Here is a 14,326-nt window from a genome sequence, read left to right on the forward strand (position 1 = left end):
GGCTGACGACCATGGCATCGGGCACCAAGACCAAGAAGATCCTGCTCGTTTCGACCGATCGGGCGTTTTCGCAGGATACGCGGACGGCTTTCGCTGCATCGGAGGTCATCGAGCTTTTGACGGTCGAGAAAAGCGTCAACGAACTGCGCGGCGAGATCCAGGAGACCGATTTCGGCGCCGTCATTGTCGACATGGACGCGGCCAAGCTCGAAGAGATCGAGTCGCTGCAGCGCATCATGCGCCGAATCGAAGGCCGCGTCCCGGTGGTCGTCGTCACGCAGGAATTCAATGCGGCGGCGGTGCGCATCCTGGTGCAGCTCCAAGTCGCCGACTTCCTGGTAAAGCCGATCACGACCGCCGATCTGGTGCGTTCCGTCATTCGCGCGCTTCAAGGGCCGGGGCGGGAGGAAAACACTGAATCGCAAATCTACACCTTCATGCCGGCCGCCGGCGGTGTCGGCACCACCACGCTTGCCCTGCAGACCGCCTTCCAGCTGCACCATTCGGTGACGCGCGGCGCCTCGACCTGCGTGGTCGACCTCAATTTCCAGCAAGGCGCCTGCGCCGAATATCTCGACCTCGAGCCGCGCTTCGACATCACCGAAATCGAGAACCAGCCCGAACGTCTCGACCGGCAGCTGCTGGACGTCATGCTGTCCAAGCATGCAAGCGGGCTCTGCGTGCTGGCGGCGCCGACGCGCCCTTCGGAAATGCGCTCGTTCAAGACCGATGTCGTGGTGCGCATGCTCGACCTCGTCTCGGCCTATTTCGACAATGTCGTCATCGACATGCCGCGCACCTGGTTCCCGTGGACCGAGACGGTGCTGCTCGGCTCCAACAAGCTCTATATCGTGGCCGAGATGACGGTGCCTTGCCTGCGCCACACGCAGCGTCTCATCCAGGCCATCTACGAGACGGCCGGCAAGGAAGTGAAGCCGAACGTCATCGTCAACCGTTTCGAGCAGAAGATGTTCGACAGCGGCATCAAGCAGGCCGACGTCCAGGATATCCTCGGCGAGCACTTCGTCGGCGGTATCTCCAACAACTACCGGCTGGTGCGCGAGGCCGTCGACCGCGGCGTGCCGCTGCACGACATCGATGCGAACGCCAATGTCGTGAATGACCTGAAGAAAATCATCCTGCCCGAGGAGGCCGTGGCGACGACGGCAAAATCGAAGTCGCTGTTCGGCCTCGGCAAGGGCCTCTTGAAGAGGAAATCAGGATGAGCAGTCGCTTCTCCAACCTGCAGAATCGCGATGTCCGTCCGCTGCGGGCGCCCGAACCCGCGCCCGTTGCGCATCACGCCGTGGTCATTCCGACGACCCGCAAGCCGGCGCCGCCGAAGCTGGAAGCAGCACCCGCAAAGAGCGCCAACAAGGTGCTCGACGCGCGCGTGCGCATCCACCGCATGCTGCTCGAAGAAATCAACCTCGTCGCTCTGGAGCGGCTGCCCAAGGACGAAATGCGCCGCCAGGTGCATGAGTTCGTCTCGGAAAAGACGCGTCAGGAGCGAATGGCGATCAACACCGCCGAGCTGGACGCGCTGGTGGACGACATCGTCGACGAGATGGTGGGCCTCGGCCCGCTGGAGCCGCTGCTCAAGGATCCGGAGATCAACGATATCCTGATCAACGGCCATCAGAACTGCTTCGTCGAAAAGCGAGGCAAGCTGCAGCAGGTCCATATCCCGTTCAAGGACGAGGCGCATCTGCTTCGGATCATTAATAAAATCGTCGCGGCAGTCGGCCGCCGCGTCGATGAATCGCAGCCGATGGTCGACGCCCGCATGCTCGACGGATCGCGTTTCAACGCCGCGATCAGGCCGGTCGGCGTCGACGGGCCGCTGGTATCGATCCGCAAATTCTCCAAGAACAAGCTCGGCCTGCACAAACTGGTAGAGTTCGGCGCCATCACCCAGAACATGGCCGAGGTGCTGGCGGCGGCCGTGCATGCGCGCAAGACGACGATCATCTCCGGCGGCACCGGCACCGGCAAGACGACGATGCTCAATGCCTTGTCGGCCTTCATTCCCGAGGACGAGCGCCTGATCACCATCGAGGACGCCGCCGAATTGCAGCTGCAGCAGCCGCATGTCGCGCGCATGGAAACGCGCCCAGCAAACATCGAGGGTCATGGCGAGCTGAAGCAGCGCGATCTGGTCAAGAACGCGCTGCGCATGCGGCCCGACCGCGTCATCCTTGGCGAGTGCCGTGGCGAGGAAGCCTTCGACATGCTGCAGGCTATGAACACCGGCCATGAAGGGTCGATGGCGACCATCCACGCCAACACGCCGCGCGACGCAATATCGCGCCTCGAACAAATGCTCGGCATGACCGGCATGCCGATGACGGTGCAGTCGATCCGCAGCCAGATTGCGAGCGCCATCGACATCATCGTGCAGCTGACACGCCTGTCCGACGGCAAGCGCAAGGTGACCAGCGTCGCCGAGGTGACGGGCATGGAAGGCGACGTCATCCAGATGCAGGAGATCTTCCGCTTCGTTCGCACCGGCATGGAGGCGGACGGCAAGATCGTCGGCCATTTCGAGGCAACGGGCATCCGACCGCGCTTCCTCGAGGACCTGCGCAACATGGGCATTGAATTTCCGGGCAAGTATTTCGAACCCGGCCGGCCGCAGGAGTAGCCGGTGCTCGAGGGATTCAGCCCGATCTATGCCGTCTACGCGGCGGCGGCGCTCACCGGCATCATGATCGCCGAAGGCTGCTACCTGCTCTATGCCGGCCGCAGCGACAAGCGCACGGCGATCAATCGCCGCATGAAGCTGGCGGAGAACAAGATCAGCCAGGAGCAGGTGCTGATCCAGCTGCGCAAGGAGCGCGGCATGGAAGAGGGCACGCCCCTTCTTTCTTTCGATCGCTTTCGCGCCTTGCGCACGCAGTCCGGCATGATCATGCCGATGCCCAAATTCCTCACGATCACGTCGGGGACAGCGTTCACTCTGGCGCTTTTCGCCGTCTGGTACGGCCTGCCTTTGCTGTTCGGGCTGGTCCTGCTTCCTGTGCTGGTGCCGGTCTTGCCGGTTATGGCGATGCGTTTTCTGCGCAAGCGCCGGCTTAAGCGCTTCGGCATGCAATTGCCGGAAGCGCTGGAGCTGATCACGCGCGGCCTCAAGGCCGGCCACCCGGTGCCGGTGGCGATCGCGATGGTGGCGCGCGAGATGGGCGATCCGATCGGCACCGAGTTCGGCGTCGTGGCCGACGAAGTGACTTATGGCTCGGACCTGGTTTCAGCGCTCAACAACCTGTTCGATCGCGTCGGCCATGAGGACCTGCCGCTGTTCGTCACCGCAGTCTCGATCCAGAGCAGCTCCGGCGGCAATCTGCGCGAGATCCTCGACGGCCTGTCGTCGACCATCCGCGAGCGCGGCAAGCTGCGGCGCAAGGTGCGCGCCATTTCGACCGAAGGCCGCATGTCGGCCTATATCCTGACCGCCGTGCCGGTGCTTCTGTTCACCGCCATCATGGTGCTGATGCCGCAATTCTATCGCGAGGTGTGGGGGATACCGAAGACCTGGTACATGCTGGGCGGCTCGATCCTGTGGCTCCTGCTCGGCAATACCATCATGTTCAAGATGTCGAATTTCAGGTTCTGAAATGGACGAGGTCATCCGCTTCCTTGCCTCGCTAGCGCCGACATCGCTGATGCCGGTGGCTGTGCTGCTGCTGGTGATGGGCGGCGGCGCGGTGGCCTGGCCGCTGGTCGTCGCGCAGGGCGACCGCAACGAGGTCAAGCGCCGGCTGAAGGTCGAGGCGGCGCAGCCGATCGAGCAGCACGAGCCGGCACCCAGGAAAAACGCGAACGCCGTGCGCGAGAAGGCGGTGAGGCGGGCGCAGGAATTCTATGCCAAGAGCGATCCGGAGAATGTCGCGCGACTGCGCATGAAGCTCATCCAGGCCGGTTACATGGAGCCGCGCGCCGTCGGTACGTTCTTCCTGATCCGTTTTGCCGCGCTGGTCGGAATGGCGCTTGGGGCGTTCCTGGTCAACCATTGGGCGGCCAGCGCCGAATCGACCGTGACCAGCCGCTGGACCTTCATCATCCTGTCGGGAGCGGCCGGCTATTTCCTGCCCGGCCTGGTGCTGACGCAGAAGGTGCGGGAAAAGATGCGCGAATACCGCAATGGCTTTCCCGACTTCATGGATTTGATGATCGTCTGCTCCGACGCGGGCATGAGCATGGAGGCCGGCATCGAGCGGGTCTCGAAGGAACTCGCCAGGACCTATCCGTCGCTCAGCCAAAACCTGCAGCTGGTGTCGCTGGAGTTGAGGGCCGGCCGCAGCCTAGACGATGCGCTGAAAGCGCTCGCCGATCGCCTCAGCCTCGACGAAGTGCGCTCCTTCGCGACGCTCCTGCAGCAGTCCAAGGAGCTCGGCACCAGCCTGTCGGGAGCGCTGCGTGTCTTTTCCGACGAAATGCGCCACAAGCGCATGTCGCTTGCCGAGGAGAAGGCGCATGCCTTGCCGGCCAAGATGTCGGTCCCGGTGACGGTGTGCATCCTGCCGGTGGTGCTGATGGTCGCCATCATCCCGATCGTGGTAAGGCTGACGTCGCACTGAGGCCGGCGGTGCTGGTTAACGCATCCTTTGCAAGCAACTGAAATTTAGGCGCATTTCGGCACCGAAGCTTAATCGCTCTCCTGTATGGTCCTTGCTGAAGAACGACCCGGCAAATCGGGCGACGGGGCAGGGCATGCGTCACAGACTTTCCACGGCAGCGGCGGTATTGGCGGCCGTCTTGATGATCACCGGCTGTACTACGAACAGCAGCGTCGACACGACCAAGACCACCGCAATCCAGGCGACGGCCAAGGATATCAGCGCCGCCGACCTGACGGAGGGCAAGGCGCAATTCCGGGAGGCGAATTTCGGTCTCGCAGAACAGCATTTCCGCAAAGCGGTGGAGCTCAAGGCAGACAATGCCGAAGCCTGGATGGGGCTTGCCGCCTCCTATGACGAGCTCGGCCGCTTCGACTTCGCCGACCGCGCCTATGCGCAATTGCTGAGGGTCGCCGGGCGCAAGCCGCAGATCGTCAACAATATGGGCTATTCCCAGCTCCTGCGCGGCAACAAGAAGAAGGCAAGGGCGCTGCTGCTCGAAGCCAAGGCCGGTCTCGCCGACCAGACCGTGGTCAACGCCAACCTGGCGCTGCTCGACAAGAACTGATCCGCTTCCGGCTCGTCCCGCAGCGGAACCGGGCCGTAGTTTCAGCGGACATGTCGACGCTTTGTAAACCCTTTGTCGAGCGAGCAGCGGACACCGGCCGAAAAGGGTTTGCGCCACGCCTCTACAACCTACATTGAGGAAGCAACGAGTCTCCCCAACGGCAGATCTTCAGAGATGTTGGATTTCAGCTCGCTCCTGCTCGCGGCGGCGCTGTCGGGCACATGCCTCAGCGTCACGATGCTCGCGATCTGGCTCACCGCGCCGCAGGCGCGTTTCGTGCTTACGGTCGCCTGCGGCATACTCGTGCTCGTTGCCCATGTCGTCCTGTTCTGGCGCTATACCAAGGACGCCAACCCGTGGCTCTGCCAGATGGTGCTTGCCCTGCTCAGCCTGGGGTTCCTCGTCATCTGTTTGTCGGCGATGCAGTATCTCGGCATCCGCAGTTATCGCCGCGCCATCGTGCCGGCGCTGGCAGCGATGGCGGCCTGCGCCCTCGTCACCTATTTCGGCTTCGATGGCGTCGGCTTTCTGATCACCTATTCGACGGTGACGGCGCTGCTCGGCGCGATCGGAACGATGTTCTGGATGAAGGGCGATCACGACCGCCGGATACTGCTCGTCGTTTCGTTTCTCAGCGGCGCCTGCGGGATATCCTTCGCGCTGTGCGGCCTGGTGCTGCTGGTGCAAGGGCAATGGGTCCTAGGCGCCGCGCCCGACAACTGGGCGGAGCGGTTGAACTCCGTCGTCGCGGTCGCCTGCATGACCGGCTTCGGCGCGCTGACGCTTTCGCTGCACCATCTGCAGGCGCAGATCGAGCTCAAGGCCGCGACGATGACCGATCCGCTGACCGGCCTGATGAACCGCAGGGCGCTCAACGAGCTTTACGGCGGTCGCAGCTTCGGTCCGTTCATGGCGATCGCGATGTTCGACCTCGACCATTTCAAGACCACAAACGATGTCTTCGGCCATCCCGTCGGCGATCAGGTGCTTTGCCGCTTCGCGGCGGTGATCAAGAAATATGGCAGGGCCGGGGTCGATGCCTTCCGGCTAGGCGGTGAGGAGTTCGCGCTCGTCCTATCGCGCATGACGCCGGAAAAGGCGCACGATATGGCAAGCAGGATCGGGGTCGCTTTCGGCACCGAAATCGTTCCGACTCAACGTGGTCCGTTGCGCAGCAGCGTCAGCGGCGGCATGGGATTTGGCGCCCCCGATGGCCGGACCCTGGACGAGGTGCTGGCTGAGGCGGACGCCGCGCTCTACGCCGCAAAGCGCGCCGGGCGAAACCGCGTGATCGCCCAACGCCAGGAGGACCAGCCCGATAGTGGGCCAGCCCTGCGCTCGGCCTAACTTGCCCTACCGTCTACTCTGCGGCGCCGAGATATTCCGACAGCGGCGGGCAGGAGCAGACCAGGTTGCGGTCGCCGGCGACATTGTCGATGCGCGAAACCGGCGGCCAGTATTTTGCTGCCAGATCGACGTCACCCGCTGGGTAGGCTGCTTCCATCCGCGAGTATGGATGCGGCCATGCGCCTGCCAATGCCTCGGCGGCAGTGTGCGGGGCGTTGACCAGCGGGTTGTCGTCGAGCGGCCATTCGCCCTTTGCCACCTTCGCCGCCTCGCCGGCGATCGCAATCATCGCCTCGCAGAATCGATCGAGCTCGCGCTTGGGCTCGGATTCCGTCGGCTCGACCATCAGCGTGCCGGCAACCGGAAACGACATGGTCGGGGCGTGGAAGCCGTAGTCAATGAGGCGCTTGGCGATGTCGTCGACGCTGATGCCGGCGCTCTCCTTGAGCACGCGCGTGTCGAGAATGCACTCATGGGCGATGCGATCGCTCCTGCCCTTGTAGAGGAGGGGGAAATGCGGCGCGAGCCGCGTCGCCACATAGTTGGCCGAAACGATCGCCGTCTCGGTGGCCTGCTTCAGCCCGGAGCCGCCCATCATGCGGATATACATCCAGGTGATCGGCAGGATCGAAGCGCTGCCGAAGGGCGCGGCGGCGACGGCATGCGCCGAACCTTCCATGACATGGCCCGGCAGATAGGGTTTCAGATGCGCCCTGACGCCGATCGGGCCGACGCCCGGGCCACCGCCGCCATGCGGGATGCAGAAGGTCTTGTGCAGATTCATGTGGCAGACGTCGGCGCCGATATCGCCGGGGCGGGCGAGACCGACCAGGGCGTTGAGGTTGGCGCCGTCGAAATAGACCTGGCCGCCATGCTCGTGGATGAGGGCGCAGAGATGACGCGCGCCTTCCTCGTAGACGCCATGCGTCGAGGGATAGGTGAACATCAGCGCCGCGAGGTTCTTGGAATGCTCGTTGGCCTTGGCCCGCATGTCATCCATGTCGATGCTGCCGTCCTCGGCGCAGCGCACGACGACGACGCTCATTCCCGCCATCGCCGCGCTCGCCGGATTGGTGCCATGCGCGGAGGACGGGATAAGGCACACGGTGCGGTGGCCTTCGCCGCGCGCGCGGTGATAGGCGCGGATGGCGAGCAGGCCGGCATATTCGCCCTGGCTGCCGGCATTGGGCTGCAGGCTGACCGCGTCGAAACCGGTGATCTCCGACAGCCAGGCCTCCAGGTCGCCGACCATGGCCCGATAGCCGGCCGAATGGCTGGCCGGCACGAAGGGATGCAGGTTGGCGACATTCACCCAACTCACGGGCATCATCTCGGCGGCGGCGTTGAGCTTCATGGTGCAGGATCCGAGCGGGATCATGGCGCGGTCCAGCGCGAGGTCCTTGTCGGCCAGCCGCCGCAGGAAGCGCATCATCTCGGTCTCGGAGTGGTTCTCGTGGAAAACCGGCTGGGTGAGGAACTCCTTGCCGCGCCGCTTACCGGGCATCGAGCCGGCTGCCACCGTGCCGGGCTTGGCGCCGAATAGCGCCGCGATCGCTTCGAGGTCGGCTTCGGTCGAGGTCTCGTCGAAGGCGATGCCGACGTGGTCGGCATCGATGACGCGCAGCAGCCGGCCAGTCTTCTCGGCGGCTGCGGCTATTGCCGCTGCCTTGCCCTTCACTTCCGCCGTCACAGTGTCGAAGCGATGTGCTCCGAGAACGGCCACGCCCGCTGTCTTCAGCCCCGCCGCAAGGCGGTTGGCGAGAGTGTGGACGCGCTCCGCGATCGCTTGCAAACCGGCGGGACCGTGCCAGATCGCATAGGCCGTCGCCGTGTTGGCGAGCAGCGCCTGCGCGGTGCAGATATTGGAGGTCGCCTTGTCGCGGCGAATGTGCTGCTCGCGCGTCTGCAGCGCCAGGCGATAGCCTGGGCGGCCCTTGCTGTCGGTCGACTGGCCGACGAGGCGGCCGGGCATCAGACGTGTGAGCTTGTCGGAGACGGCGCAATAGGCTGCGTGCGGGCCGCCAAAGCCCATCGGCACGCCGAAGCGCTGCATCGGACCGACGGCGATGTCGGCACCGAGCTTGGCCGGCGCATCCGTCAACGTAAGCGCGAGCGGGTCGGCGATGAAGACGACCAGAGCGCCAGCGGCGCGGGCCTTCTCGATCGCCGCCTTGTGATCGCCATAGACGCCGAAAGTGTCCGGCCAGGAGACGAGCAGGGCGGCGGTGTTGTCGTCGATGGTCTCGCCGTCGACCTCGGTGCCGAGCGGTTCGGCGCGGGTGCGCACGACATCGAGCGTCTGCGGATGCGGCGTGCCGGCAAGCGCCACCTTGGTGCGCTTGTCGCGGTGATGGCGCAGTGCGATGCCGACCGCTTCGGCAACGGCGGTGGCCTCGTCGAGCAGCGATGCCGACGCCACCGGCAGGCCCGTCAGCTCGGCAACCAGGGTCTGGAAATTGAACAGCATCTCCAGCCGGCCCTGACTGATCTCGGCTTGGTAAGGCGTGTAGGCCGTGTACCAGGCCGGGTTCTCGAACATGTTGCGCTGGATGACCGGCGGCACATGGACGCCGTGATAACCGGCGCCGATGAAGCTCTTCAGCACCGTGTTCTTCGCCATCATCGCCGACAATTCGGCCAGTGCTTCGGCCTCGCTGGCCGGAGTGGGCAGGTTGAGCGGCAGGTCGAGGCGGATCGATCTCGGCACGGCCTGGCTGATCAGCGTTTCGACGGACGGAACGCCGATGGTGGCAAGCATGGCCCTGACATCGTTGACACTGGGGCCGATGTGACGGGCCGAGAAAGGAATGGGTGCTGCGGTCATTTCCAAGATCCTGGTATCAGCCGACATGGGCTTTGTAGGCGGCCTCGTCCATGAGGCTGTCGAGTTGGCTTGCGTTGGAAAGCTTCATCTTCCAGAGCCAGCCATCGCCGGTCGCCGCCGAATTGACCAATGAAGGGTCCGACGACAGTGCTGTGTTGGCTTCGGTGATCTCGCCGTCGACCGGCGCGTAGACGTCAGAGGCCGCCTTGACGGATTCGACGACTACGGCAGTGTCGCCCTTGGCGAGCTTGCGGCCGATTTCCGGCAGTTCGACGAAGACGAGATCGCCGAGCTGCTCCTGCGCATAGTCGGTGATGCCGACGGTGGCGACGCCGCCTTCGACGCGCAGCCATTCATGATCCTCGGTGAAATAGGTATTTGCCATCGGAATATCATCCTTTGCGGTAGCGATGTGGCGTGAAGGGCAGCGAAGTGACATCGATCGGGATGCTGGTCCCGCGGACGTCGGCGAATAGTCTGATGCCGGGCTTGGCCAGCGCATTGTCGACATAGCCCATGGCGACCGGGTGGCCCGTCGACGGGCCGAAGCCGCCCGAAGTCACGTGGCCGGCCGCATTGCCGTCGGCATCGACAAGCGCGGCGCCGGCGCGCACCGGCTGACGACCATCGGGTTTTAGGCCAACGCGCTTCTGAGACGGCCCACGCTCGAGGATCGAGCGCAGCGCGTCGGCGCCGATGAAGTGACCGGAAGCGCGGAGCTCCTTAGGGATCGCCCACATCAAAGTGGCGCTCGCCGGATCGGTCTCGGGTGTCAGATCCTGGCCATGCAGGCAGAGCCCTGCCTCAAGCCGCAGGCTGTCGCGGGCGGCAAGGCCGATCCATTGCACGCGCTCGTCCTGCAGCAGGTTGCCGACGAGATCGCGGGCATCCGCTTCCGGCAGCCCGATCTCGAATCCATCCTCGCCGGTATAGCCGGAGCGGCTCATGAACCAGTGTTGCCGGGGCTCGACACCATGCATGAACAGCAGCGAGCCCGTTTCGATACCGGCTCGCGAAAGGGCCGCCCAGGCATCCGGGCCCTGGATCGCCAGGAAGACGCGGTCGAGCGGCTCGACCTTGGCATCGAAATCCGCGGCCAACGCACGCAGATGCCTTTCATCCTCGGCCGCATTGCCGGCGTTGGCCACCACCATGAATCGGCCATCGTCAAGACGCGTGACGATCAAGTCGTCGATGACGCCGGCGGCCTCGTTCAGGAAGAAGGTATATTTGGATTGGGCAATTTCCATCGCGCCGGCGTCGAGCGGGCAGGCGCGGTTGAGTAGGGCGGCGACGCCCGGGCCGCCGACCTCGAACAGCTTCATATGCGAGATGTCGAACAGGCCGGCATGCTCGCGCGTGTGGAGGTGCTCCTTCATCACGCCGGCCGGATAGGTCAGCGGCATCGACCAGCCGGCAAAAGCGCCGAAACGCGCGCCCGCGGCGCTATGCAAATCCTCGAGGGGTAGATGTTTGGTGTCTTCGCCGGTCATGTCTTCTCCAGAGTCGCACGCAATCGACCGCCATTAGCGGTCTAGTCCGTGCCCCTCTGTCTGAAGCCTGAGAGACTCGCGCCCCGTAACTCTGTCGGCAGCGCTTACACCTTCGGCGCGGGAAGATTCCCGACTTTCCAGAGTTGTCTTTCCCGTCCACGGTTCTTTTGCCTGAGAGATTTCGGGCGATTTCCCCTTCGGCGACAGCTTGCGCTGTTCTCTCCCGCAAACAGGTAGGACTCAGTCACCTGAGCCCTCGACGCGCCATCCATAGCCCGTCGGCGACAGCTTGTCACCTCCCAGCGACATATCTCTCGGCAGCCGACGCCGATGACAACACCCGATCTGGTCTGAACGGCGGCCCAGCAAGGCGGCCTAGTCGCCCGAGGCCATCGTCTTGCAAAGGATGATGTTGGAATGGCCGATTGTCGCCGTGAGTCTTTTCTCAATCGCGTTGAACTCGGCTGACGCAAGATCGTGCTCGGCCTGCAGGCGAAGCGCCATCAAATACCGGCATACCAGTCGTAGCCATTGTCTTCCCAATAGCCGCCGCGACCGCCGCCGACATTGGCGAAGCCGTCGACCAGCTCGATCTTGTAGAGATATTTCGGCATCTTGTAGCCGAGCTGGCGCTCGACCCGCACCCGCAGCGGCGCGCCGTTCTCGACCGGCAGCGGCTTGCCGTTCAAGCCGTAGGCCAGGATCGTTTGCGGATGGCGGGCATCGATCAGGTCGATGCTGCCGTAATATTTGATGTCGCCAGACAGGCTTTGGTCGATCGTGTCGAGGCAATGGAACATGACGTAGCTCGCCTGCGGCTTGACGATGGCCTGATCGAGCACCAGCGAGAGCCGCGTGCCGGTCCATTTGGCGATGCAGCTCCAGCCTTCAACGCAGTCGTGGCGGGTGATCTGGGTGCGGCTCGGCATGTTCTGCAACTGCTCGCGGGTGAGCGACAGCGGTTTTTCGACGAGGCCGGTCACCTCCAGGCGCCAGTCGGCGAAATTGTTGGCGAGAAGACCCTTATAGGTGTCGTCGTCAGGCGCGGTGACGCCGTTCGGCCGCTGCGGCTGGCGGATGTCGGCCTCGCTGAATTCCGGTGCCAGCGCGTCCCGGCCGGCAAGCAGGCGCTGCGCGCGGTATGTCAGCCCGTTGGCGTTTTCGAGGAAGCTGCGCAGCCCGCTGCCGACGCCCAGACCGCTGTCGAAGCCATCGCAGCCGGACAGCGCGATGCCTGACAGACCGAGGCTGGCGGAGGTCAAGAACTTCCGGCGGCTAATCTGGAATTTTGCCATGTCAGGCGCTCCTCTCGGTTGCCTGGTCGTGCTTTGCGGGCGGGTCGGTGCGATACCAGCCGGTGATGATCGAGCGCAGCTCGTTGATCGGACCGGCAGCCACGATCATCAGCATATGGACGACGAAGAAGAGCACGAGCAACACCATGACAATGAAGTGGATGGTGCGAGCCGTCTGCCGACCGCCCAGGATTTCATTGAGCCAGGGAAGCACCGAGTTCATGCTCGGCGACATCGCAAGCCCGGTGATGATCATCAGCGGCAACAGCACGAAGAGCACGCCGCCATAGGCCATTTTCTGCAGCGTGTTGTACTCGCGGGCATGGTGGAATTTCAGCCTCGCATGGTCGAGGATGTCGCGCGGCAGCTTGCGCAAGTCATCCAGGCGAGGGGCAAGATCGCGGCGGATATGGCCGTTGATCAGGCTCGCGACCAGCCAAATGAGCAGGGTTGCGCTCAGCACCCAGGCGAAGAAGAAATGCACGACGCGGGCCGTGCCGAGGTCGTAGTAGGACGGGATCGTCGCCCAGGACGGAAAGGCGCGCGGCGTTTCCTGTCCGGGAGGGCCGGACCAGCCGAGCACGCCGGTGGTGTCGAAGCGATGCCCGAAGATTTTGGTAAAGCCGCGCGGTCCGCCGTCTGTGTTTTCGGCGCCGATCTCGAGGATCGTATTGTTGTATTGGAAGCCCGATTCCTTGCCGATGTAGAGTTGCGGGCGCGCGTTGAAGATCTGCAGGCCCGAAAGCAGCATGAAGAACAGCGAGAACGCCCAGAGCCAATGGGTCAGGCGCGTCCAGCGCGATTGCCGGTAAATCAGCGTCGGGTCCTTCGGCGCGGATGCTTCCACCTCGGCGGAGGGTTCGCTTCTGGCGACGGTCTCCATATCTTGGTGTCCTCCCGGCTCGCTCGTCTGCGGCCTCTCAGAGCCTTGTTCTCCTCCCAATACGTCTCCGGCCCAAGCGTTGTTTCATCCGATCACGGATTTATTATGGACTGCCCAGGCTGACCGCGAGATTGACCGCGGCGGCGACGATCACCGTGTTGAAGAAAAAGCTCAGGATCGAATGGACGAGCACGACCTGGCGCATGCGCGAGGTCGTGATCCCAGTGTCGGCGGTTTGCGCAGTCATGCCGATGACGGTCGCGAAATACAGGAAATCCCAGCCTTCCGGGCGTTTGCCGCCGGGAAAATCGAGGCCGCCGACCGGATTCTTCTTCCTGGTTTTCTCGTCGATCTCGTCGCCGTCCATCCAGTAGACATGCGCATAATGCAGCGCCGCCATGGCATGGATTGTGAACCAGCCAAGCGGGATCGACAGCATCGCGAACAGAACCTCCAGCGGATGCGCGGCAGCCTTTTGGTTGATGAGTTGAAACAGCGAGCCGATGGCGAGGCCGACGACCAGGAGCGTGACCGCAAAAATCAGCAGCACCGGCAGGTCCGTGGCACGCGCGTTCTTGCTCAGGTAACGGACGGTGAGCCTCGGCATCGCGACCAGCACCAGAAGAGTGTAAGCGGCGAAGAAGAGGTTGGCGCCGATGGAGTAGGGCAGCGGCGCCCCCAGCATCAGGGCGAGAAGCAGCGCGACAATGCCGATGGGCGCAGCCAAAGCGAACTGCACGTGCCGGTGGATCGGCGTGTTGAGGGATATGTCGTCGCCCATGGCCGGTTCTCAAAGGGCTTCGGGTCAGCCGGGTGTGGCGGATTTGAGCGCCCGCCGCAAGATGCGGTCGAGCTCGCCGAGAAAGTTTGACCTGTCCTTCGCCGTGAAGGCGGCGTTCAAGCCGCGGCTTTCGCCGGTCTCGCGCAGATGCTGCTTCAAATCCCGCATCGCCACCGCCATGCCGATGGTCTCGGGCGTGAGGGGACGGCCCGTGGGTCCCAGCACATGCGCGCCGAGCGCCACCGTGCGCGCGGCAAGCGGGATATCGGCCGTCACCACGACATCGTTGAGTTTGGCGTTCTCGACGATCCAGTCGTCCGCAGCGTCCGCGCCCTTGGAGACTACGACATTGCGGATCATCGGATCGCGCGACGGGCGCAGGCCGCCATTGGAGACATAGGTAACCACGACGCCGTGCCGCTCCGCCACCTTCTCGACCTCGGCCTTCACCGGACAGGCATCGGCATCGACATAGATGATGGGTGCTGGCATCGTCTCTCCAAATGTGCAAAGGGCCGG

13 protein-coding genes and 1 riboswitch are annotated in these 14,326 nt (G+C 63.9%); of the genes, 6 read left to right on the forward strand and 7 right to left on the reverse strand.

Annotated features, from left to right (window positions below; genetic code table 11):
* Nucleotides 1–11 precede the first annotated feature (11 nt).
* The 6 genes from P9228_RS14845 to P9228_RS14870 all read left to right on the forward strand — a co-directional run bounded on the left by P9228_RS14845 (nucleotide 12) and on the right by P9228_RS14870 (nucleotide 6,531).
* The gene (locus P9228_RS14845; protein WP_278054123.1) at nucleotides 12–1,226 is read left to right on the forward strand and encodes a response regulator/pilus assembly protein; all 1,215 of its coding nucleotides are present in this window, start codon (nucleotides 12–14) and stop codon (nucleotides 1,224–1,226) included.
* Complete coding sequence (locus tag P9228_RS14850; protein WP_095802174.1) at nucleotides 1,223–2,644, forward strand: CpaF family protein; 1,422 nt, start codon at nucleotides 1,223–1,225, stop codon at nucleotides 2,642–2,644. Before P9228_RS14845 ends, P9228_RS14850 begins: the two co-directional genes overlap by 4 nt.
* Before the next feature lie 3 nt (nucleotides 2,645–2,647).
* The gene (locus P9228_RS14855) at nucleotides 2,648–3,613 is read left to right on the forward strand and encodes a type II secretion system F family protein (RefSeq protein ID WP_278054124.1); all 966 of its coding nucleotides are present in this window, start codon (nucleotides 2,648–2,650) and stop codon (nucleotides 3,611–3,613) included.
* 1 nt (nucleotide 3,614) lies between these two features.
* Nucleotides 3,615–4,577: a type II secretion system F family protein gene (locus P9228_RS14860; RefSeq protein ID WP_067328072.1), complete on the forward strand. Its 963-nt coding sequence runs from the start codon at nucleotides 3,615–3,617 to the stop codon at nucleotides 4,575–4,577.
* 133 nt (nucleotides 4,578–4,710) lie between these two features.
* On the forward strand, nucleotides 4,711–5,184 hold the full coding sequence (locus P9228_RS14865) for a hypothetical protein (protein ID WP_278054125.1): 474 nt from the start codon (nucleotides 4,711–4,713) through the stop codon (nucleotides 5,182–5,184).
* Between the two features lie 174 nt (nucleotides 5,185–5,358).
* Nucleotides 5,359–6,531 carry a GGDEF domain-containing protein gene (locus tag P9228_RS14870; protein ID WP_067328074.1) on the forward strand — a complete coding sequence of 391 codons (1,173 nt, stop codon included), beginning with the start codon at nucleotides 5,359–5,361 and terminating at the stop codon, nucleotides 6,529–6,531.
* Between the two features lie 13 nt (nucleotides 6,532–6,544).
* On the opposite strand, the gene gcvP is transcribed toward P9228_RS14870, so the two are convergent.
* The 7 genes from gcvP to P9228_RS14905 form a co-directional block, all read right to left on the reverse strand.
* Nucleotides 6,545–9,355: an aminomethyl-transferring glycine dehydrogenase gene (gene gcvP / locus P9228_RS14875; protein WP_278054127.1), complete on the reverse strand. Its 2,811-nt coding sequence runs from the start codon at nucleotides 9,353–9,355 to the stop codon at nucleotides 6,545–6,547.
* A 16-nt stretch (nucleotides 9,356–9,371) separates the two neighbouring features.
* Nucleotides 9,372–9,740, reverse strand: a complete 369-nt coding sequence (gene gcvH, locus P9228_RS14880; protein WP_095802178.1) for a glycine cleavage system protein GcvH — start codon at nucleotides 9,738–9,740, stop codon at nucleotides 9,372–9,374.
* A 7-nt stretch (nucleotides 9,741–9,747) separates the two neighbouring features.
* A complete protein-coding gene (gene gcvT / locus P9228_RS14885) occupies nucleotides 9,748–10,848 on the reverse strand; it encodes a glycine cleavage system aminomethyltransferase GcvT (RefSeq protein WP_278054128.1) in 1,101 nt (366 codons plus the stop codon).
* A 149-nt stretch (nucleotides 10,849–10,997) separates the two neighbouring features.
* Nucleotides 10,998–11,084, reverse strand: a riboswitch (glycine riboswitch).
* A gap of 267 nt (nucleotides 11,085–11,351) precedes the next feature.
* The gene (locus tag P9228_RS14890) at nucleotides 11,352–12,143 is read right to left on the reverse strand and encodes a molybdopterin-binding protein (RefSeq protein ID WP_278054129.1); all 792 of its coding nucleotides are present in this window, start codon (nucleotides 12,141–12,143) and stop codon (nucleotides 11,352–11,354) included.
* A gap of 1 nt (nucleotide 12,144) precedes the next feature.
* A complete protein-coding gene (locus tag P9228_RS14895) occupies nucleotides 12,145–13,026 on the reverse strand; it encodes a cytochrome b/b6 domain-containing protein (RefSeq protein WP_278054130.1) in 882 nt (293 codons plus the stop codon).
* A 103-nt stretch (nucleotides 13,027–13,129) separates the two neighbouring features.
* On the reverse strand, nucleotides 13,130–13,807 hold the full coding sequence (locus P9228_RS14900; protein ID WP_278054131.1) for a DUF1345 domain-containing protein: 678 nt from the start codon (nucleotides 13,805–13,807) through the stop codon (nucleotides 13,130–13,132).
* A gap of 24 nt (nucleotides 13,808–13,831) precedes the next feature.
* Complete coding sequence (locus tag P9228_RS14905) at nucleotides 13,832–14,299, reverse strand: YaiI/YqxD family protein (RefSeq protein ID WP_127217010.1); 468 nt, start codon at nucleotides 14,297–14,299, stop codon at nucleotides 13,832–13,834.
* Nucleotides 14,300–14,326 lie beyond the last annotated feature (27 nt).

Origin of the sequence: Mesorhizobium sp. WSM4898 (assembly GCF_029625845.1) — a bacterium.
Taxonomy (GTDB): domain Bacteria; phylum Pseudomonadota; class Alphaproteobacteria; order Rhizobiales; family Rhizobiaceae; genus Mesorhizobium.